The organism is Achromobacter sp. SD115 (assembly GCF_017355315.1).
In the GTDB taxonomy this organism is placed as follows: Bacteria; Pseudomonadota; Gammaproteobacteria; order Burkholderiales; family Burkholderiaceae_B; genus Achromobacter; species Achromobacter xylosoxidans_B.
Window position 1 is genome coordinate 130858 of sequence record NZ_JADIJM010000008.1, and the last position, 19972, is coordinate 150829.

The 19972-nt window shown below is 67.2% G+C and carries 16 protein-coding genes; 11 read left to right on the forward strand and 5 right to left on the reverse strand.

The window, feature by feature from the left end; all coding sequences use genetic code 11:
• Nucleotides 1–70: 70 nt before the first annotated feature.
• The 3 genes from IPU70_RS13720 to ppc form a co-directional block, all read right to left on the reverse strand.
• Entirely contained in the window at nucleotides 71–1072 is a 1002-nt protein-coding gene (locus tag IPU70_RS13720; RefSeq protein WP_207467976.1) for a FecR domain-containing protein, read from the reverse strand.
• A gap of 6 nt (nucleotides 1073–1078) precedes the next feature.
• Nucleotides 1079–1600 carry a sigma-70 family RNA polymerase sigma factor gene (locus IPU70_RS13725; protein WP_013396537.1) on the reverse strand — a complete coding sequence of 174 codons (522 nt, stop codon included), beginning with the start codon at nucleotides 1598–1600 and terminating at the stop codon, nucleotides 1079–1081.
• Nucleotides 1601–1697: 97 nt separating this feature from the next.
• Nucleotides 1698–4547 (reverse strand): phosphoenolpyruvate carboxylase, encoded by a 2850-nt coding sequence (gene ppc, locus IPU70_RS13730; RefSeq protein WP_207467977.1) that lies wholly within the window; start codon nucleotides 4545–4547, stop codon nucleotides 1698–1700.
• A gap of 222 nt (nucleotides 4548–4769) precedes the next feature.
• Here ppc and queC point away from each other — a divergent pair, with 222 nt between their 5' ends.
• The gene (gene queC / locus IPU70_RS13735; RefSeq protein WP_207467979.1) at nucleotides 4770–5489 is read left to right on the forward strand and encodes a 7-cyano-7-deazaguanine synthase QueC; all 720 of its coding nucleotides are present in this window, start codon (nucleotides 4770–4772) and stop codon (nucleotides 5487–5489) included.
• Nucleotides 5490–5559: 70 nt separating this feature from the next.
• Here the strand turns inward: queC and IPU70_RS13740 are convergent, their stop codons facing one another.
• The gene (locus IPU70_RS13740; RefSeq protein WP_207467980.1) at nucleotides 5560–6750 is read right to left on the reverse strand and encodes an MFS transporter; all 1191 of its coding nucleotides are present in this window, start codon (nucleotides 6748–6750) and stop codon (nucleotides 5560–5562) included.
• Nucleotides 6747–7292, reverse strand: coding sequence for a GNAT family N-acetyltransferase (locus IPU70_RS13745; protein ID WP_207467981.1), 546 nt, complete (start codon nucleotides 7290–7292; stop codon nucleotides 6747–6749). The genes IPU70_RS13740 and IPU70_RS13745 overlap by 4 nt, the downstream gene beginning before the upstream one ends.
• Nucleotides 7293–7406: 114 nt before the next feature.
• On the opposite strand from IPU70_RS13745, the gene IPU70_RS13750 reads away from it, so the two are divergent.
• From IPU70_RS13750 to IPU70_RS13795, 10 genes are all read left to right on the forward strand, one after another.
• Nucleotides 7407–8297 carry a LysR family transcriptional regulator gene (locus tag IPU70_RS13750; RefSeq protein ID WP_207467982.1) on the forward strand — a complete coding sequence of 297 codons (891 nt, stop codon included), beginning with the start codon at nucleotides 7407–7409 and terminating at the stop codon, nucleotides 8295–8297.
• Between the two features lie 62 nt (nucleotides 8298–8359).
• Nucleotides 8360–9187: a helix-turn-helix domain-containing protein gene (locus IPU70_RS13755; RefSeq protein ID WP_207467983.1), complete on the forward strand. Its 828-nt coding sequence runs from the start codon at nucleotides 8360–8362 to the stop codon at nucleotides 9185–9187.
• Between the two features lie 108 nt (nucleotides 9188–9295).
• On the forward strand, nucleotides 9296–11164 hold the full coding sequence (gene ilvD, locus IPU70_RS13760) for a dihydroxy-acid dehydratase (protein WP_088143200.1): 1869 nt from the start codon (nucleotides 9296–9298) through the stop codon (nucleotides 11162–11164).
• Between the two features lie 688 nt (nucleotides 11165–11852).
• Entirely contained in the window at nucleotides 11853–14204 is a 2352-nt protein-coding gene (locus IPU70_RS13765) for a bifunctional salicylyl-CoA 5-hydroxylase/oxidoreductase (RefSeq protein ID WP_207467984.1), read from the forward strand.
• Entirely contained in the window at nucleotides 14201–14992 is a 792-nt protein-coding gene (locus IPU70_RS13770; protein ID WP_207467985.1) for an SDR family NAD(P)-dependent oxidoreductase, read from the forward strand. Before IPU70_RS13765 ends, IPU70_RS13770 begins: the two co-directional genes overlap by 4 nt.
• A gap of 41 nt (nucleotides 14993–15033) precedes the next feature.
• A complete protein-coding gene (locus tag IPU70_RS13775) occupies nucleotides 15034–15891 on the forward strand; it encodes an enoyl-CoA hydratase family protein (protein ID WP_088157824.1) in 858 nt (285 codons plus the stop codon).
• A gap of 2 nt (nucleotides 15892–15893) precedes the next feature.
• Nucleotides 15894–17063 carry an acyl-CoA dehydrogenase family protein gene (locus IPU70_RS13780; protein ID WP_013391341.1) on the forward strand — a complete coding sequence of 390 codons (1170 nt, stop codon included), beginning with the start codon at nucleotides 15894–15896 and terminating at the stop codon, nucleotides 17061–17063.
• A 62-nt stretch (nucleotides 17064–17125) separates the two neighbouring features.
• Complete coding sequence (locus IPU70_RS13785; protein WP_207467986.1) at nucleotides 17126–18766, forward strand: AMP-binding protein; 1641 nt, start codon at nucleotides 17126–17128, stop codon at nucleotides 18764–18766.
• A gap of 20 nt (nucleotides 18767–18786) precedes the next feature.
• Nucleotides 18787–19212, forward strand: coding sequence for a thioesterase family protein (locus IPU70_RS13790; RefSeq protein WP_013391343.1), 426 nt, complete (start codon nucleotides 18787–18789; stop codon nucleotides 19210–19212).
• A gap of 42 nt (nucleotides 19213–19254) precedes the next feature.
• On the forward strand, nucleotides 19255–19662 hold the full coding sequence (locus tag IPU70_RS13795; RefSeq protein ID WP_207467988.1) for a RidA family protein: 408 nt from the start codon (nucleotides 19255–19257) through the stop codon (nucleotides 19660–19662).
• Nucleotides 19663–19972: the final 310 nt, after the last annotated feature.

Genomic DNA, 19972 nt, shown 5'->3' on the forward strand with positions numbered 1-19972 from the left:
TCCCGAGCAAGAAGGCCGGATCCGCAATCGCCGCCTGAGAAAAGTTGTAACGGCCGCTGCCGGCTGGCCATCATTCAGCGGCCTGCACCGTCACCCAATATCGCGTCCGGTAGGTCACTGCCACCGGAAGAGCCCGGGTCAGGTTGTCCAACGCCCGGTCCGTGTCACGCACGGAAAAGACGCCGCTGACGAGCAGGCCCGCAATGTCGGGATCGCAGCGCAGCAGGCCAGGCCGATAGCGCGCCAGTTCGGCCAGGAATTCGTCCAGGCGCATGGCGTCGGCCACCAGTATTCCGCGACTCCAGGCTGCCGCGCTTTCCGCCGCAGGCCTGGGAGCGGCGGCCCCGATCGCGGAAAAGCGCGAGCCCTGGCCGGCCTGAAGCAGGACCGCCAGGTCCGGCGCGCTGCCGGGACGGATTTCCACGGCGCCTTCGAATACAGCCACGCGGGACGTTTCGGCATCGTCTCTGACCGAAAACCGGGTTCCCAGCGCCTGGATGGAACCGTGCCGGCTGCGCACCCGGAACGGCCGGGGCATGGCGGCGGGATCCGGCGCGGTTGCAATCAATATCTCTCCGGCGCGCAGCACCACCAGGCGTTCGTTCTCGGAGAATCTCAGGTCGATCGCGGTGGCGGTCGACAGCGTTACGCTGGAGCCGTCCGGCAGGGTAATCGTCCGTATTTCCCCTGTGCCGCTGCGGTAGTCGGCCGTGGCGGCCTGCCACGAGTCGGTGCCGCGCAAGACATAGCCCATGCCCGCGATCGTCGCGCCCAGCCCTAGCAGGCCAACCGCGCGGCGCCGTGAGGCGCTGGCCGGCCGCTGCCGCAAGGCGTGGCTTGCGGCCTGCGGCGATATGCTGCCAAGCTTGTCTTCGAACGCCTGCAGCCGTTGCCAGGCCAGTTCATGGTCCGCGTGCTGCGCGCGCCAGCGGGTGCATGCGGCTTGGTCCGCGGGGTTCGGGTCGTCCGACCACAGGCGCGCCATCCATTCGGCCGCCTGCTGCACGATGCAAGGGTCGATGGCGCGATTGGGCGCCTGCGGCGTCGGCGGAATGGCGGGCGAGGCGGGCATGCGCGGTCAGCCGCCAGGAGCCGCGTGCTGGGCCAGGTAGCAGGCCACGAGCGCGGATGCCACGTACTTTTCCACCGACGATACCGACACGCCCAGCCGAGCCGCGATATCGCGGTAGCTCAGGCCATCCAGCTTGCGCAAGAGCAGTGCTTCGCGAACCTTGGCCGGCAGGCTTTGCAGCACGGCGTCGATCTCGACCAGCGCCTGGACCGCCAGTGCGCGGGCCTCCTCCGATGGCGCAAACGCCCGCGGCAGATGGGCCAGGGTTTCCAGATAGGCGGCCTCGAGCTGGCGGCGGCGGTAGAGGTCGATCACCAGGCCGTTGGCGACCTGCGCCAGGTGTTGGCGGGACTGGTGCGGCTCGGGCAGCCGGCCAGTATGCAGGATGCGCAGATACGTATCGTGCGCCAGATCCGCCGCGTCGAACGCATTGCCCAGCCTGCGGCGCAGCCAGCTTCTCAGCCAGCTGTGATGATCGGCATACAGGCCTTCGATGCCCTGCTGCGCTGCGGATTGGTTGGTCGACATGCGGGTTCCTGCAGCGCCCCGAGGCGGCAAAAATGGCGCGGGTGAAAGATGAGAATCAGACTCATTCTATACCGCGCACCATTGTGCCAGCAATGCGCTAACCCGAGTTGCGCAACCCCGCCGCAATCCCGTTGATGGTCAGGTGAATGGCGCGCTGCACGCGCTTGTCGACCTCGGCTTCGGGATGCTTCTGCGCCGCGCGGTGGCGCCGGATCAGGTCGATCTGCAGGTAGTTGAGCGGATCGATGTAGGCGAAGCGCTCGCGCAGCGAGGCCTGCAGCGTGGGGTTGTCGGCCAGCAATTCGCGCTGGGTCAGCAGCTTGAGCATGGCGAGCGTGCGGCCATGCTCGGCGCTGATGGCGCCGAAGATGCGTTCACGCAAGCCGCGCTGCGGCACCAGTTGCGCGTAGCGCGCGGCAATCGCCAGGTCGGACTTGGCCAGCACCATTTCCATGTTGGACAGCAGCGTGCGGAACGCGGGCCAGTCGCGCGCCATTTCGCGCAGCTGGGCCAGGCGGCCGCGGCGCGAGCGGGGCGCATCGGGTGCGCCGGTTTCCAGATAGGCCTCGATGGCCGAGCCCATGCCGTACCAGCCGGTCAGCATCAGGCGGCATTGCGCCCAGGAAAAGCCCCAGGGGATGGCGCGCAGGTCTTCGATGTGCTGGCCCTTCTTGCGCGAGGCGGGGCGCGAGCCGATGTTCAGGCCGGCGATTTCGCTGATGGGCGTGGCGGCGAAGAAGTAGTCGGCGAAGCGCGGGGTGTCGTAGACCAGGCCGCGGTAGGTGCGCTGCGCGGTCTCCGACATGAACGACATGGCGGGGCCGTGCTGGGCCATGTGCGCGTCTTCGGCGCTGGTAGCCTCGGCGCGCGGCGCCAGGCTGGATTCCAGCACGGCGGCGACCAGGAGTTCCAGGTGCCAGCGGCCGACCTCGGCGTCCTTGTACTTGCTCTGGATGACTTCGCCCTGCTCGGTCAGGCGGATCTGGCCGGCCACGGTGCCGGGGGGCTGCGCCAGGATGGCATCGAAGCTGGAGCCGCCGCCGCGGCCCACCGAACCGCCGCGTCCATGGAACAGGCGCAGGCGCACGTTACGGGTCGAGAACACGTCGACCAGCGCGCGTTCGGCCTGGTAGAGCGACCAGTTGGACGTGAGGAAGCCGCCGTCCTTGTTGCTGTCGGAATAGCCCAGCATGACTTCCTGCGCGCCGTTCTGCGCCAGCTTCACGCGCTGGCGGATTTCGGGCAGGTCCAGCCAGGCGGCCATGATGTCGGCGCCGCGCTCCAAGTCGGGGATGGTCTCGAACAGCGGCACGACCATCAGGCCGTCCTCGGGCTGGATGTCCTGGCCGGCGGGGGCGATGAGGCCGGCTTCCTTCTGCAGCACCATCACTTCCAGCAGGTCGCTCAGCGTTTCGGTGTGCGACACGATGGTCTGGCGCACGGCCTGCTTGCCGTAGCGCGCGCGGCCGGCGGCGGCGGCGCGCAGCACGGCCAGTTCGCGCGTGGTGTCCTCGCTGTAGGCGATCCAGGGCGAGGCCAGCGGACGCGCCTGCGCCAGTTCGGCGCGCAGCAGTTCGACGCGTTCCTCTTCGGTCAGCGCCAGGTAGTCCAGCGGCTTGCCGTTGCGCTGGGTGCCGGCGAGGGCGAACAGCTCGGCCAGCGCGCGCTCGTGCACGTCGGAACTCTGGCGCAGGTCCACCGTGGCCAGATGGAAGCCGAACACTTCCACCGCCTGTTGCAGTCCGGCCAGGCGCAGCTTGCCGATGGGGGCGCCGTGGTGGGCGGCCAGCGAGGCGGCGATCACGGCCAGGTCGGCGGACAGTTCTTCCGGCCGTTCGTAGGCGCTGGCGGCAACGGTGCTGCGCCGTGCCAGGTTCTGGCCCGTCAAGCGCTGCGCGGTGGCGGCCAGGCGCGCGTACACGCCGACCAGCGCGCGGCGGTACGGTTCGTCGCGGCGGTGGGGCGAGTCGTCGCCGCTGGCCTCGGCCAGCGCCAGCAGTTCGGCGTCCACGCCGATCAGCAAGGTGGTGACGGACAGTTCCGCGCCCAGCGCGTGGACCTCTTGCAGATAGTGTTCGAACAGCACGGTGGCCTGGCGCAGCAGCGCGCGCTCGAGGGTGCTGGCGTCGACGTTGGGGTTGCCGTCGCGGTCGCCGCCGATCCAGCTGCCCATTCGCAGGAACGGCTCCAGCGGCGCGGGCGGCGCGGCGAACGGCTTGGCGGATTCGCGGCTCAGCAGCTTGGACAGGTCGCCGTACACGCGGGGTATGACTTGCAGGAAGGTGCTGCGGTAGTACGACAGCGCGTTCTCGATTTCGTCGGCGACGGTCAGGCGCGTGTAGCGCAGCATGCGGGTCTGCCACAGCGTGGCCACGCGGCCCAGCAGGGACGCGTCCAGGTCCGCCAGCTCGTCCGGGGTGAGGGTGCCCTCGCGCTGGATTAGCGCGGCGGCGATCTCGCGATGCACGTCCAGCGTGCTCTTGCGCTGCACTTCGGTGGGGTGCGCGGTCAGCACCGGCATCACGCAGGCCTCGGCCAGCAGGCGGCGGATGCGCGCCACGCCCACGCCCTGGCGGCCCAGGGTCTGCACGGCTTCGCGCAGGCTGCCGCGCTCCGGCGCGTCGCTGGCGATGGCGCGGGCGCGCTGACGGCGGTTCTGGTCGCGGTCTTCAGCGATATTGGAAAGGTGCAGGAAGTAGCTGAAGGCGCGCGCCACCGAGTTGGGGTCGCTGCCTTGCAGGCGCTTGACGCGTTGTTCCAGCAGTTTGCCGTCGGCGTCGTTGCCTTCGCGACGGAATTTCACGGCCGTGCGGCGCAGGGTTTCGATGGTGTCGAAGACGCGTTTGCCCTCGCATTCCTCGATGACGGTGCCCAGTAATCGGCCTAACAGCCGGATATCGTGACGCAAGGGTTCTGCTGAGTCGGACTGCGGGCGCATGGCATTCATCTGGCGGGGATCCGTCGAGGCTGCTGAGAGAGGGGAAGAGGCGGGAAAGAAGAGGCGTTGCAGGAAAACCGGAAAAAAGAATCAGGAAGATTTTACGCAGACTTTTGACGGCCACCGCCCGGGGCGCTTTAAAGTCCGCCAGCAGCATGTTTACACTAAAGGCTGGCTGTTCCCTGTCCGTACAAGCCTGCCGTCCCTTCGTCTTTCCAGAAGCCCCCTTTTATGCAAAATCATCAACGTCGCGCGCTCGTGCTGTTTTCGGGCGGCCAGGATTCCACCACCTGCCTCGCCTGGGCGCTGGAGCGCTATGCCCATGTGGAGACCGTGGCGTTCGATTATGGCCAGCGGCACCACATTGAACTGTCCGCGCGCCTGAACGTGCTGCGCGACATCCGCAACAACTTTCCCGACTGGGCGCCGCGCCTGGGCGAGGACCATCTGCTGGACCTGAAGGTGCTGGGCCAGGTCGGCGACACCGCCATGACCAGCGACCGCGCCATCGAGATGCAGGCCAACGGCCTGCCCAATACCTTCGTGCCCGGCCGCAACCTGCTGTTCCTGACCCTGGCCGCCGCGCTGGGCTATCGCCGCCAGCTGGACGTGCTGGTGGGCGGCATGTGCGAAACCGATTTCTCCGGCTATCCCGATTGCCGCGACGACACCATCAAGGCGCAGCAGGTGGCGCTGGGCCTGGGCCTGGGGTCCAGGGTCACGATCGAGACGCCGCTGATGTGGATCGACAAGTCCGAAACCTGGGCGCTGGCGCATCAATTGGGCGGCGACGCGCTGGTGGAGACCATCGTCGAGGAAAGCCATACCTGCTACCTGGGCGAACGCGGGGCGCGCCATGACTGGGGCTATGGCTGCGGCGAATGCCCCGCCTGCAAGCTCAGGAAGATCGGCTGGGAAAAATGGGTGGTGGCTTGCGCCGCCGAAGGCTAGGACTCGGCGGCTCCGGGCACCGCGCGCCGTGGCGCGGCGGATACCGGGAGCGGATCGCGCGGCAGGCGCTTCAGGCGAATGCCGCGCGCGTCCTTCGTATGAACTTCCACCGCAGCGCGAACGCCGCCGCGCAGATCGCCGCGGCCAGAACCAACGACAGCGCCATCGCGCCGCGCGCGCCATGGCTGTCCACGATGTAGGCATAGGCCACCGGCGAGGCGGCTGTGAGCAGGAAGCTGGGGATGAGCAGCGAGCCGACCAGCGTGCCATAGCTGCGGAAGTCGAACAGCGCCAGCGGCAAGGTGCCGCGGGTAATGGTCAATAGGCCGTTGCAGGCGCCATAAAGCAGCGCATAGGCAGCGGTGGCGTAGAGGTTGCCGCCGGATAGCAGCGCAAGCAGGAAGCAAAGCGGCAAGATCGCGCACACCGCCAGCGTCAGCGTCAGCGGATGCAGGCGCGAGCCCAGCGCCACGTCGGCCAGGCGCGCCGCGAACTGGCCGACGCCCCACAGCGCCGCCACGCTGACCGCGGCGGCCGCGGCCAGGCCCAGGCCCGACAACAGCGAAATCAGATGGGCCGCATTGCCCGCCGCCAGGAAGTTGGTCAGCATCGCGATCAGCGCGTACAGTGCGCCCGCCAGCCGGCGCTCGGCGGCGTTGCGCGTGAGGCCGGCGGAAATCGGGTCCTTGCCGCCTGCTGCTGCGGTGTAGCGTTCGCGCGGCAGCGCCAGGTACAGCGGCACCGTGGCCAGCGCCAGGCCAGCATAGGCCAGCACCGCGCCGCGCCAGCCCAGCCATTCCGACAGCGCGTGTCCCACCGGCCACATCACCGTGGACGCCAGCCCGCCGAATAGCGTGATCTGCGACATGGGCCGGCGCGCCGAGGGGCCGGCCGCGCGCGCCAGCGAGGCGAAAGCCGCGTCGTACAGGCATAGCCGCATGCCCACGCCCAGCACGGCCCAGGCCAGGAAGTACAGGGGGATGCCGTGCGCCATCGACAGGCCGGCGCAGCCCAGCGCACCCAGCACCGCGCCCACGGGCATGACGCGATGTCCGCCCCAGCGGTCCACGGCCACGCCGGCCAGCGGCGACACCATGGCCATCACCACGATGGCCGCTGAAAACCCGCCGTAGACCGTGGCGGCGTTCCAGCCCAGGTCGGCGGCGATGGCCGGCCCCAGGGCGCCGATCAGGTAATACAGCACGCCCCAGCCGACCAGTTGCGTCAGCCCCAGGCAGACGATGGCGCGCGGCGCGATCACGGTCGTTGCGGCGGCGTGGCGTCGCCCTCGCCCAGCGCGCGCTGCATCAGCACCGTATCGCGCCATTCGCCATGCTTGTGTCCCACCGAACGCAAGGTGCCGGCGGGATGGAAGCCCTGGCTGGCGTGCAGGGCCAGGGACGCGGCGTTGCGGCTGTCGCCCACCACGGCCAGCATCTGGCGCCAGCCGGCGGCGGTGCAGCGTTCGATCAGCGCGGCCAGCAGCTTGCCGCCTATGCCCATTCCGGAGCGACCCGCCTTCACGTACACCGAATCCTCCACCGTGTGCCGGTAGGCCGGGCGCGGGCGGTACGGGGTGACGTAGGCGTAGCCCACCACTTCGCCGTTGATCTCGGCCACCAGATAGGGCATGTCCTTTTCCAGCACGGCGGCGCGGCGCTGGCGCATGTCCTGGATGGACGGCGGGTCCAATTCGAACGAGGCCGCGCCGTGTTGCACGTGGTGGGCGTAGATGGTCTTGATCGCGGGAAGATCGGCTTCCGCGCTGTCGCGGATGAGGACGGTGGGGGCGGGGGACGACATGAGCAGGCCGTGGCAATGGGAGTGAAGAAACAAGCCGCCAGTGTCGCGCATGCTTATTTATTAATAAAGCTTTGGTCTATTATGATTTTCATAAGTGAAACTTTGGATAAAGCAATGCGCGGCCTCAACCTGGACCATCTGCGCACCTTTGCGCTGGTGATCGAACTGGGCAGTTTTTCCGCCGCCGCGGAACGGGGCGGCGTGACCCAGCCTGCCGTCAGCCTGCAGATCCGCCAACTGGAGCGGCGCTTCGGCCTGAAGCTGGTGGAGCGTATCGGCCGCCGTGCCAGCGCGACCGCGGCTGGCCTGGTATTGCTGGCGCATGTGCGCGTCATCGATGCCGCGCTGACGCAGGCGGAACTTGCCATGACCGCGCATGCGTCCCAGGTGTCCGGCCGGGTGCGGCTGGGCACCGGCGCCACCGCCTGCACCTATCTGCTGCCGCCGATCCTGGCTGACCTGCGGCGCCGCTTTCCGGCCCTGGACATCGTGGCCAGCACCGGCAACACGGCCGACATGCTGCGCGGGCTGGAGAACAACACCCTGGACATCGGCCTGGTCACCTTGCCCGCGCCGGGACGCATGTTCCAGGTCACTCCCGTGCTGGAGGACGAGTTCGTGGCGATCTTTCCTGCCCGCGATGCGGCCGCCATTCCCGCTGCGGCCACGCCGCAGGCGCTGGCGCAGTTGCCGCTGGTGCTGTTCGAACCGGGCGCGCGCACTCGCCGTCTGGTGGACGACTGGTTCGAGGAAGCCGGCGTGGCCGCCAAGCCCGTGATGGAGCTGGGCAGCACCGAGGCCATGAAGGAGATCGTCGCCGCCGGCTTGGGCTGCGCCATCCTGCCCAGGCTGGCGGTGTCGGGCGCGGGCCGGCGCCAAGCGCTGGAAGTACGGTCGCTCACGCCACGGCTGTCGCGCAGCCTGGCCATCGTGCTGCGGCGGGACAAGCCCCTCAGCCGGGGCCTGCGGCACTTGCAGGAATCATTGCTGGCATTGCGTGGCTGAATCCCGGGCCTGGGTACACTGGCCAGACCATCCCACGCCATTTCAATCGCAATCGTCGCAAAATGGACAAGCCCGACCCCACGTCCCGCGCCCGCACGCCCTACAAGCCCGCGGACCTGGACCTGTTTCCCTATGAATCCTCGCGCCGGCCCGTGGCCGGACTGGCGGTGGATTACGAAGACGGCCACCGCGTCCGCCGCCACCGGCACCGCCGCGCCCAGCTGCTTTACGCGATTTCCGGCGTGATGGTGGTGGACACCGATGCCGGCATCTGGGTGGTGCCGCCCACGCGCGGCGTCTGGGTGCCGGCCTGGGTCTCGCACGGCTTGCGCATGAGCGGCGAGCCGCGCATGCGCACCGTGTTCGTCGAACCGGGCGCGGCCGCGCACCTGCCTTCCGGCTGCTGCGTGCTGTCGATATCGCCGCTGCTGCGCGAACTGATGGTGGCGGCGGCCGAAGTGCCGCTGGACTGGGCGCCCGACACGCGCGACGGCCGGCTGATGATGTTGCTGCTGGACGAGCTGCGCCAGGAGCCGGTGCTGCCCCTGCATCTGCCGCAGCCATCCGAGCCCCGCCTGGCCCGCATCTGTCGCGCCATCGTGCGCCATCCGGAACGCCAGGATGGCGCGGCCGACTGGGCGCGCGCGCTGGGGGTGGACCCGAAGACCGTGCACCGCCTGTTCCTGCGGCACACCGGCATGACCTTCGGCCGGTGGCGCCAGCAGGCGCGGCTCTTGGCGGCGATGGAGCGGCTGGCGCGTGGCGAGCGCGTGCTGGAGGTGGCGCTGGACCTGGGTTACGAAAGCCCCAGCGCCTTCGCGGCGATGTTCCGCAAGGCCGTGGGCGAGCCGCCCAGCGCCTTCGCGGCCCGCGGCATGGCGTCCGCCTGATGGCCGCCGCGGTGTCCCCGGGGGCGGCCGGCGGGCGTACGCGGCCGGAACCAGCGTATTATTTAACGTTTTGCCGCCTACGCTAACAGCTACAGCCCGAGACAAACCATGCCGCACTACCGCTCCCGCACATCGACCCACGGCCGCAATATGGCCGGCGCCCGCGCCCTGTGGCGCGCCACAGGCATGAAGGACGACGACTTCGGCAAGCCGATCATCGCGGTAGTGAACTCGTTCACGCAGTTCGTGCCGGGCCACGTGCACCTGCGCGACCTGGGCGCGCTGGTCGCCAAGGAAATCGAAGCCGCGGGTGGCGTCGCCAAGGAATTCAACACCATCGCCGTGGACGACGGCATCGCCATGGGCCACGGCGGCATGCTGTATTCGCTGCCCTCGCGCGAACTGATCGCCGACTCGGTCGAATACATGGTCAACGCGCATTGCGCCGACGCCATGGTCTGCATCTCGAACTGCGACAAGATCACCCCGGGGATGCTGATGGCCGCCATGCGCCTGAACATCCCGGTGGTGTTCGTGTCGGGCGGTCCGATGGAAGCGGGCAAGGTCAAGTCGCCCACCGACGGCAAGGTCATCGCCAAGATCGACCTGATCGACGCCATGATCAAGGCCGCCGACCCCAAGGTGTCGGATGCCGAAGTGGCCGAAGTCGAGCGCAGCGCCTGCCCGACCTGCGGCTCCTGTTCCGGCATGTTCACCGCCAACTCGATGAACTGTCTGACCGAAGCCATCGGCCTGGCCTTGCCGGGCAACGGCACCATCGTCGCCACGCACGCCTGGCGCAAGGGCCTGTTCGAGCAGGCCGGCCGCCTGGTGGTGGACCTGTGCCGCCGCTATTACCAGGAAGAAGACGAGTCGGTCTTGCCGCGCAGCATCGCCACCAAGAGCGCGTTCCAGAACGCCATGGCGCTGGACGTGGCCATGGGCGGTTCGACCAACACGGTGTTGCATCTGCTGGCCGCGGCGCAGGAAGCGGGCGTGGATTTCACCATGGCCGACATCGACCGCATTTCGCGCAAGGTGCCGTGCCTGTGCAAGGCGGCGCCCGCCACCGACAAATACCACATCGAAGACGTGCACCGCGCCGGCGGCATCCTGGGCATCCTGGGTGAACTGGCGCGCGCGGACCTGCTGGACCTGTCTTGCGGCAACGTGCACAGCGGCACGCTGGGCAATGCGATCAAGCAATGGGACGTGGCTGGCGGCGCGGGCGAGGAAGCGCAGAAGTTCTACCGCGCGGCCCCGGGCGGCATCCCGACCACGGTGGCCTTCAGCCAGGACGCAACCTTCCTGACGCTGGACACCGATCGCAAGACGGGCTGCATCCGCAGCAAGGAAGACGCTTATTCGAAGGACGGCGGCCTGGCCGTGCTGTACGGCAACCTGGCTGAGAAGGGTTGCATCGTGAAGACGGCCGGCGTGGACGAGTCGCAATGGGTCTTCACTGGCCGCGCGCGCGTTTTCGAAAGCCAGGATGATGCCGTGGAAGGCATTCTGGGCGACAAGATCGTGGCGGGCGACGTGGTGGTGATCCGCTACGAAGGCCCGAAGGGCGGCCCGGGCATGCAGGAAATGCTGTATCCGACGTCGTACCTGAAGTCCAAGGGGCTGGGCAAGACTTGCGCGCTGTTTACCGATGGCCGCTTTTCGGGTGGTTCGTCGGGCCTGGTGATCGGCCATGCTTCGCCGGAAGCGGCGGAAGGCGGCACGATCGGCCTGGTGGAAGAAGGCGATGTGATCGAGATCGATATCCCGAACCGCAAGATGCATCTGGCCGTGTCGGACGAGGAACTGGCGCGCCGTCGGGCGGCGATGGATGCTCGTGCTGATGGCTGGGAGCCGGTGGGTCGCGAGCGTGTCGTGTCGCAGGCGCTGCAGGCTTATGCGGCGTTGGCGACGTCGGCGGATCGCGGGGCCGTGCGGGATTTGTCGCAGCTGAAGCAGAAAGGTAAGCGCTGAGTTTTGCTTGCTGAGGGGTGAGAAGGGCGGCGCTTTTATGCGCCGCTTTTTTTTTGTGTCTGATGAGTGCTAGCACTAGTGCTCGTGGCCGGTGCTGGGGCCGTGGTGCTTCGTAGGCCGCCCGTCGGCGCGGGCGCCTGGGTGGCGAGCGCCCACGATTGCGGTCCGGAGCGTTCGCTCCGGACTGCCCCGTCGTCATCTTCGTCACCGCCTGCGGCGGCTCCTTCAGATTCCCTCGGGCGCATCGAGGTTGCTCGCCACCCAGGCGCCCGCGCCGACGGGCTACGTGCTTCTTGGTTTGATGCGCTGCTGGATCTGTGTTCAAGGGGGGGGCTTGGGTTGCCCGTCATTTTCGGCCGCGCGGGCGGCCGGAAATGACATACGTGATTTCTTGGATTGCGATTGTGTTCGCTTGCGCATGCGGTGAGCGGGGTGCGGGTGGTCTCCTGGGAATGGGTTCCAGGCACCTGGACTGGCTCAGGGACGCTGGCCACGAGGCCGGGATTCCGTTCCCAAAGCTTCTAGTTCGTCCCCATTTCAAATTCGCAGACTATCTAGATACTTTCCCCATTTGCACCTCGCCACCTTCAGGTATATATTTCAAGCCTAAACTATCCAGGTTTAAATATCTGCGGCCCCAGCTCCAGGAATTCAGAGCGGTAGTCGCTTACCACGGAGCGTTACGGCAATGAAAATAGTCTGCATCGGCGGCGGCCCCGCCGGCCTGTATTTCGGTCTGCTCATGAAGCTGCAGGACCCCGCCAACGAAGTCACCGTGATCGAGCGCAACCGCCCTTACGACACCTTCGGCTGGGGCGTGGTGTTCTCCGACGCCACCATGCAGAACCTGCGCGAGGCCGATCCGGTTTCCGCCCAGACCATCGGTGACGCCTTCAACCACTGGGACGACATCGACATCAACTTCAAGGGCCGCAGCATCCGCAGCGGCGGCCACGGCTTCATCGGCATTGGCCGCAAGAAGCTGCTGAACATCCTGCAGGCGCGTTGCGAGGATGTGGGCGTGAAGCTGGTGTTCGAGAACTTCGTGCAGGACGATCAGGCCATTGCCCGCGAGTACGACGCCGATCTGGTGATCGCCTCGGACGGCATCAACAGCCAGGTCCGCACGCGTTATGCGGACACTTTCCATCCGGACATCGACCAGCGCCGCTGCCGTTTCGTGTGGCTGGGCACCAAGAAGGTGTTCGACGCCTTCACCTTCGCTTTCGTGCAGACCGAGCACGGCTGGTTCCAGGCGCACGCCTATCGCTACGAAGACGGCATGTCCACCTTCATCGTGGAGACGCCCGAGGAAACCTGGCAGGCGGCCGGTATCGAACAGATGAGCCAGGAAGAAGGCATTGCCTACTGCGAAAAGCTGTTCGCGCCCTGGCTGGATGGCAACCCGCTGATCAGCAACGCCACGCACTTGCGCGGCTCGGCCATCTGGATCCGTTTCCCGCGCGTCATCTGCAACACCTGGGTGCACTGGAACACGCTGGATACCGCCCGCGGCGAACGCCGCGTGCCAGTGGTGTTGATGGGCGATGCCGCCCACACCGCGCACTTCTCGATCGGCTCCGGCACCAAGCTGGCGCTGGAGGATTCCATCGAGCTGGCGCGCTGCCTGAGCGGTGCCGAAGGCAGCGTGGAAGCTGGCCTGAAGCACTACGAGGAAGTGCGCAGCGTCGAAGTGCTGAAGATCCAGAACGCCGCCCGCAACTCCACCGAATGGTTCGAGAACGTCGAGCGTTATGCCGACCTGGAACCCGAGCAGTTCGCCTATTCGCTGTTGACCCGCTCGCAGCGGATTTCGCACGAAAATCTGCGGCTGCGCGATCCGGCCTGGCTGGAAGGCTTTGAGCGCTGGATCGCGGAACGCGCCGGCGCCGCCTCCGCGCCGGGCCAGCGGCCCGCGATTCCCATGCTGACGCCTTACCAGGCGCGCGGCGTGCGGCTGAAGAACCGCATCATGGTGTCGCCGATGGCCATGTATTCCTGCACCGATGGCGTGCCTGGCGACTTCCATCTGGTGCACCTGGGCGCGCGCGCCATGGGCGGCGCCGGCCTGGTCATGGTCGAGATGACCTGCGTGTCGCCGGACGGCCGCATCACCCCGGGCTGCCCGGGTCTGTGGAATGACGAACAGCGCGACGCGTTCGCCCGCATCGTCGGCTTTGTTCATGGCAACAGCGATGCCCGCATTGGCCTGCAACTGGGCCACGCCGGCCGCAAGGGGTCCACCCAGCTGGGTTGGCAGAAGATCGATCATCCGCTGGCCGAGGGCAACTGGCCGTTGATGTCGGCGTCGGCCCTGCCGTACATCGAAGGCGTGTCGCAGACGCCGCAAGCCATGACGCGTGCCGACATGGACGACGTGCGTGACAACTTCGTGGCCGCCGCGCGTCGCGCCGAGCAGGCGGGTTTCGATTGGCTGGAGCTGCACTGCGCCCACGGCTATCTGCTGTCCAGCTTCATCTCGCCGCTGACCAACCAGCGCACCGACGAATACGGCGGCAGCCTGGAGAACCGCCTGCGCTTTCCGCTGGAAGTGTTCCACGCGGTCCGCGCCGTCTGGCCCGAGACCAAGCCCATGTCGGTGCGGATTTCCGCCAGCGACTGGGTCGAAGGCGGCATCACCGCCGATGACGCGGTGGCGATCGCGCGCCACTTCAAGGACGCCGGCGCCGACATGATCGACTGCTCGTCCGGCCAGGTCAGCAAGGAAGAGAAGCCGGTCTACGGCCGCATGTTCCAGACCCCGTTTGCCGATCGCGTGCGCAACGAGGCCGGCATCCCGACCATCGCGGTGGGCGCCATCTTCGAGGCCGACCACGCCAACGGCATCATCGCCTCGGGCCGCGCCGACCTCTGCGCCCTGGCGCGTCCCCATTTGGCTGACGCCTCTTGGACGCTACGCGAAGCGGCGCGGGTGGGCTACCGTGATGTTTCGTGGCCGAGCCAGTACTTCGCCGGCAAACGCCAACTGGAAACCAACTTCGAACGCGCCGCCGCCATGGCGCAACTGGACATCAAATGAACGCAACTCCGCTCCCGCTGGCCGGACGCCACGCCCTGGTGACGGGCGGCGCCCGCGGCATCGGGCTGGCCTGCGCCCGGGCGCTCTTGCAGCGCGGCGCGCGCGTCACGCTGCTGGGCCGCGATGGCGCGGCGCTAGACGCCGCGGCCGACAGCCTGGCCAGCCTGGGCCAGGTGCAGGCCGTCAGCGCCGACATCGCCAACGAAGCTTCGGTACGGGCGGCCTTCGCCCAGGCCGAGGCCGAGTTCGGTCCGGTGCTGGTGCTGGTGAACAACGCCGGCCAGGCAGTGAGCGAGCGCTTTGACCGCACCGACGCGGCGCTGTGGCAGTCGATGCTGGACGTCAACCTGACGGGCACTTTCCATTGCATCCAGGCCGCCTTGCCCGGCATGCTGCAGGAAAAATGGGGCCGGGTAATCAACGTGGCCAGCACGGCGGGTTTGATCGGCTACGGCTACGTCAGCGCCTACTGCGCTGCCAAGCACGGCGTGATCGGTCTGACCCGCTCGCTGGCGCTGGAAACCGCGCAAAAGGGTGTCACGGTCAATGCCGTCTGCCCCGGCTACACGGAAACCGACATTGTGCGCGGCGCGGTCTCGAATATCGTCGACAAGACCGGCATGACCGCGGACGCCGCCCGCGCCAAGCTGGCTGAACGCAACCCCCAGGGCCGCCTGGTGCAGCCCGAGGAAGTGGCCGAAACGGTCGCCTGGCTGGCCTTGCCGGCCTCGGCCTCGGTCAACGGCCAGGCCATCGCCGTCGACGGCGGCGAAGTGATGACCGGCTGAAGCCGGCGCCCCATCCACCCCAATTCACGAACGGAGACACCATGAGCACCCAGCCCGAAGAGCACACCATGAAGCACCACAAGCGTCCGTTTGCCGGCTACCAGGCCAAGACGTTTCTGTGGCAGGTGTCGGCCGACGGCAAGATCGGCACGGTCACGCTGAACCGCCCCGAGCGCAAGAACCCGCTGACGTTCGACTCGTACGCCGAACTGCGTGATCTGTTCCGCGCGCTGGTGTACGCCACCGACATCAAGGTCGTGGTGGTGACGGGCGCGGGCGGCAACTTCTGCTCGGGCGGCGATGTGCACGAGATCATCGGGCCGCTGACCAAGATGAGCATGCCCGAGCTGCTGGACTTCACCCGCATGACGGGCGACCTGGTCAAGGCCATGCGCGCCTGCCCGCAGCCCATCGTGGCGGCGGTCGACGGCATCTGCGCAGGCGCCGGCGCGATGGTGGCGCTGGCTTCGGACATGAGACTGGGCACGCCCGCTGCGCGGACTGCCTTCCTGTTCACGCGCGTGGGTCTGGCCGGCGCGGACATGGGCGCTTGCACCCTGCTGCCGCGCATGATCGGCCAGGGCCGCGCTTCCGAACTGCTCTACACGGGCCGCGCCATGACGGCGGAAGAGGGCGCCAGCTGGGGCTTCTTCAACGCCCTGCATGAACCCGGCGCGCTGGCTGACGCCGCGCAGACGCTGGCCGCGCAATTGGCCGCGGGGCCGACCTTCGCCCACGGCGTCACCAAGAAGCTGTTGCATCAGGAATGGAACATGGGCGTGGACGAGGCCATCGAGGCCGAAGCCGAGGCCCAGGCCATCTGCATGCAGACGCGTGATTTCCGCCGTGCCTACGATGCCTTCGTGGCCAAGCAAAAACCCGTTTTCCAAGGGGACTGAGCATGCGCGACGCAAGCTGGCTGGATTGGCCGTTTTTCGACGATGCGCACCGCAAGCTGGCGCACGAGGTTGACGCCTGGTGCGAGGCGTCCCTGGGGGACGTGGACCACCATGACGCCGACGGCGCCTGCAAGAAACTGGTGCGCGCCATGGGCGAGGCAGGCTGGCTGCGCTATGCGGTCGCGGGCGGCCCTGGCGGCGCCTGGGGCGGCGCGCTGCCGGAAGTGGATTCCCGCGCCGTCTGCATCCTGCGCGAAACCCTGGCGCGCCACGAAGGGCTGGCCGATTTCGCCTTTGCGATGCAGGGCCTGGGCAGCGGCGCCATTTCGCTGATGGGCTCGGACGAGCTGCGCCAGCGTTACCTGCCGCGCGTGGCCCGTGGCGAAGCCATCGCGGCCTTCGCGCTGTCGGAACCCGACGCGGGCTCGGACGTGGCCGCGATGGCCTGCGAGGCCAAGCTGGACGGCGACCATTACGTGCTGAACGGCGCCAAGACCTGGATTTCCAACGGCGGCATCGCGGACTTCTATTGCGTGTTCGCACGCACGGGCGAAGCCCCCGGCGCGCGCGGCATCAGCGCTTTCGTGGTGGATGCCGATACGCCGGGCTTCGAGGTCAGCGAACGCATCGAGCTGATCGCGCCGCATCCGCTGGCCACCATCACGTTCGACAACTGCCGCATTCCGGTGTCGCACCGGCTGGGCGACGCGGGCCAGGGTTTCAAGCTGGCCATGATGACGCTGGACATTTTCCGTGCCTCGGTGGCGGCGGCGGCGCTGGGTTTCGCGCGCCGGGCGCTGGACGAAGGGCTGGCGCGCTCCAAGTCGCGCCGCATGTTCGGCCAGACCTTGTCGGACCTGCAACTGACGCAGGCCGCGTTGGGCGACATGGCGACCGCCATAGACGCTTCGGCGCTGCTGACCTACCGCGCGGCCTGGATGCGCGATGTGCTGAAGCAGCGCACTACGCGGGAAGCGGCAATGGCCAAGATGACGGCCACCGAATCGGCGCAGACCGTGATCGACCGCGCGTTGCAGATGTTTGGCGGCGCGGGCGTGGTGTCGGGGATGCCGGTGGAAAAGCTTTACAGGGAAATACGCGCGCTGCGGATTTACGAAGGCGCGACCGAAGTGCAGAAGTTGATCATTGCCCGTGAACTGCTGAAGGCGTAAGGCAGCCATCGAGCTCCGTCGTCCCGGCACAGCAAAAACACCGCAATAGCAAGGGGAATTCCATGGAAGCATCCGCCCACATCGACACTTTCGCCCGGGACAATCTGCCCCCGGGCGAACAATGGCCAGAGTTTCTGCTCGATGGCCCCGACGTGGTCTATCCGCAGCGCTTCAATTGTGCGGTCGAACTGGTGGACGCCATGGTCGAGCGCGGCCATGGCGACCGCATTGCGCTGCGCTGGAGCCAGGATGGCAAGCCGGCCACGATGACTTATCGTGAGTTGGCCGCGTTGACCAATCGAATTGCGCGCGTGCTGGCCGAGGACATGGGCCTGGTGCCGGGCAACCGCCTGCTGCTGCGCGGGCCGAACAATCCGATGATGGCCGCGTCCTGGTTGGCGGCGATCAAGGCGGGCTTGGTCACCGTGCCGACGATGCCGCTGCTGCGCGCCAAGGAGCTCAAGCAGATCATCGACAAGGCGCAGATCCAGGCGGTGCTGTGCGATGCCCGCCTGAAGGACGAGGCGGAGTTCTGCACGCAGCCCAGCCATGAGCATCATTGCCCGGGCCTGACGAAGGTCATGTACTTCAACGATAAGGCGCCGGATGCGCTGGACGCGTTGGCCGCGGCCAAGCCGGACGATTTCAAGGCTTGCGATACGGCGGCCGACGATGTCTGCCTGATCGCCTTCACCAGTGGCACGACCGGCGCGCCCAAGGGCTGCATGCACTTCCACCGCGACGTGCTGGCGATGTGCGACCTGTTCCCCAAGCATGTGATCAAGCCGGGTCCGGACGATATTTTCTGCGGCACGCCACCGTTGGCTTTCACCTTCGGCCTGGGAGGACTGCTGTGCTTCCCGCTGCGGGTGGGCGCCAGCACGGTGCTGGCCGAGAAGCTGTCGCCGGAAAGCCTGCTGCAGCTGATCCAGGATTTCCGCGCCACCATCGTGTTCACGGCGCCGACGTTCTACCGCCAGATGGCGGCGCTGGTCGGCAAGTTCGACCTGTCGTCGCTGCAGAAGAGCGTGTCGGCGGGCGAGGCGCTGCCGGACGCGACGCGCCAGCTATGGAAGCAGGCCAGCGGCATTGAGATGATCGACGGCATCGGCGGCACGGAAATGATCCATGTGTTCGTGTCGAGCCCGCCAGAGTCGGTCAGGGCGGGGGCCATCGGCCGCGTGGTGCCGGGTTATGTGGCGCAGATCGTGGATGACGAGATGAAGCCGGTGCCGAATGGCACGGTGGGCCGGCTGGCGATCAAGGGTCCGACCGGCTGCCGCTATCTGGCGGACGAGCGCCAGCTGCGTTTCGTGCAGCAGGGTTGGAACCTGCCGGGGGATACCTTCCTGCAGGACGACGATGGCTACCTCTTTTATCAGGCGCGCAATGACGACATGATCGTTTCGGCGGGCTACAACATCGCTGGACCTGAGGTCGAGGACGCGCTGTTGCGTCACGAAGCCGTGGCGGAGTGCGGCGTGGTGGGCGCGGCGGACGACGAGCGCGGGCAGGTGGTGAAGGCGTTCGTGGTGCTGAAACCGGGCTATGAGGCCGGCAATGAGCTGGTCGTGGCGCTGCAGCAGTTCGTGAAGGCCAATATCGCGCCCTACAAGTATCCCCGTGCCATCGAGTTTGTCGAGGCGCTGCCGCGCACCGAAACCGGCAAGCTGCAGCGGTTTGCGCTGCGCAAGATGGCCTGAACCGGCAACAAGGAAATTCCATGGCAGCCCCTTTCATCAGCCAGGTCGAAGTCCGCTTCCGTCATTGCGATCCGGCGGGCATTGTTTTCTACCCTCGCTATTTCGAAATGATCAATGACTTTGTCGAGGAGTGGTTCGACAAGGGCATGGGGTTGCCGTTTCATGCGCTGCACGTGGAGCGGCACATCGGTACGCCGATGGCGTCGGTGCAGTGCGATTTCAGCGCGCCCAGCCGCTGGCACGAGCGTTTGCGCCAGGTGCTGGAAGTGCAGCGCATTGGCGGCGCGTCGTTCAAGGCGCTGGTGCGTTTCGAGGGGCCGGATGGCCAGTTGCGGTTGTCGGCGACGCTGACGATCGTGACGGTGGATTTGCGGACGATGAAGTCCATGCCGCTGCCTGCGGATCTGCGGGAACGCATGCAGGCTTATCTGGTTCCCGCGGCGTAAGCGGCGGGGATCGTTTGCTTTTCTTAAATATAGGATGACGTTATGAAGATTCTGCAACCGCCGGATTGGATGGCGCCCCGGGGCTATTCGAATGGCGTGCTCACCGAGATGCAGGTGGGCAGCAAGCTCGTGTTCGTGGGCGGGCAGGTGGGGTGGAATGGCCAGCAGCAGTTCGAGTCGGACGATCTGGCCGATCAGGTGCGGCAGACGCTGGCGAACATCGTCGCGATTCTGGCCGAGGGCGGCGCGAAGCCTGAGCATATCGTCCGGATGACGTGGTACGTGACGGATAAGGACGAGTACGTGGCGGCATATCCGGCTATCGGCAAGCACTACCGGGAGTACATCGGCCGGCATTTTCCGGCGATGACGGCGGTGGAAGTGGCGGATCTGGTTGAGGATCGGGCCAAGGTTGAGATCGAGGTTACTGCTGTGGTGCCGGCGCAGTAATTGCCGGTTGCTCCTGGGCGCCGAGGGTCAGCTTGATTGCTGACCTTCGGTGCTTTTTTTGCGGTCATGGCGTTCTTGAGACGCCCGCCGCGACGGTGGCCTGGGGTGCGCGGGGCTGCGATTGCGGTCCGGAGCCTTCGCTCCGGACTGCCCCGTCGTCATCCTCGTCCTCGCCTTCGGCGACTCCTACGGATTCCCTCGGGCTTATCGACGCCCCGCGCACCCCAGGCCACCGCCGCGACGGGCTCGTTCAGTCGCTGTTGACGTCAGCTGGGACAGACGGTGTGCGTAGGGTTCTGTTCGGCGTCAG

Coding starts and splice junctions, on each gene's coding strand:
- IPU70_RS13780 (WP_013391341.1), top strand. CDS start 15,894: ATGCGCGACGCAAGCTGGCTGGATTGGCCGTTTTTCGACGATGCGCAC.
- IPU70_RS13795 (WP_207467988.1), top strand. CDS start 19,255: ATGAAGATTCTGCAACCGCCGGATTGGATGGCGCCCCGGGGCTATTCG.
- IPU70_RS13790 (WP_013391343.1), top strand. CDS start 18,787: ATGGCAGCCCCTTTCATCAGCCAGGTCGAAGTCCGCTTCCGTCATTGC.
- IPU70_RS13720 (WP_207467976.1), bottom strand. CDS start 1,072: ATGCCCGCCTCGCCCGCCATTCCGCCGACGCCGCAGGCGCCCAATCGC.
- IPU70_RS13775 (WP_088157824.1), top strand. CDS start 15,034: ATGAGCACCCAGCCCGAAGAGCACACCATGAAGCACCACAAGCGTCCG.
- queC (WP_207467979.1), top strand. CDS start 4,770: ATGCAAAATCATCAACGTCGCGCGCTCGTGCTGTTTTCGGGCGGCCAG.
- ppc (WP_207467977.1), bottom strand. CDS start 4,547: ATGAATGCCATGCGCCCGCAGTCCGACTCAGCAGAACCCTTGCGTCAC.
- IPU70_RS13725 (WP_013396537.1), bottom strand. CDS start 1,600: ATGTCGACCAACCAATCCGCAGCGCAGCAGGGCATCGAAGGCCTGTAT.
- IPU70_RS13745 (WP_207467981.1), bottom strand. CDS start 7,292: ATGTCGTCCCCCGCCCCCACCGTCCTCATCCGCGACAGCGCGGAAGCC.
- IPU70_RS13750 (WP_207467982.1), top strand. CDS start 7,407: ATGCGCGGCCTCAACCTGGACCATCTGCGCACCTTTGCGCTGGTGATC.
- IPU70_RS13755 (WP_207467983.1), top strand. CDS start 8,360: ATGGACAAGCCCGACCCCACGTCCCGCGCCCGCACGCCCTACAAGCCC.
- IPU70_RS13765 (WP_207467984.1), top strand. CDS start 11,853: ATGAAAATAGTCTGCATCGGCGGCGGCCCCGCCGGCCTGTATTTCGGT.
- IPU70_RS13785 (WP_207467986.1), top strand. CDS start 17,126: ATGGAAGCATCCGCCCACATCGACACTTTCGCCCGGGACAATCTGCCC.
- ilvD (WP_088143200.1), top strand. CDS start 9,296: ATGCCGCACTACCGCTCCCGCACATCGACCCACGGCCGCAATATGGCC.
- IPU70_RS13770 (WP_207467985.1), top strand. CDS start 14,201: ATGAACGCAACTCCGCTCCCGCTGGCCGGACGCCACGCCCTGGTGACG.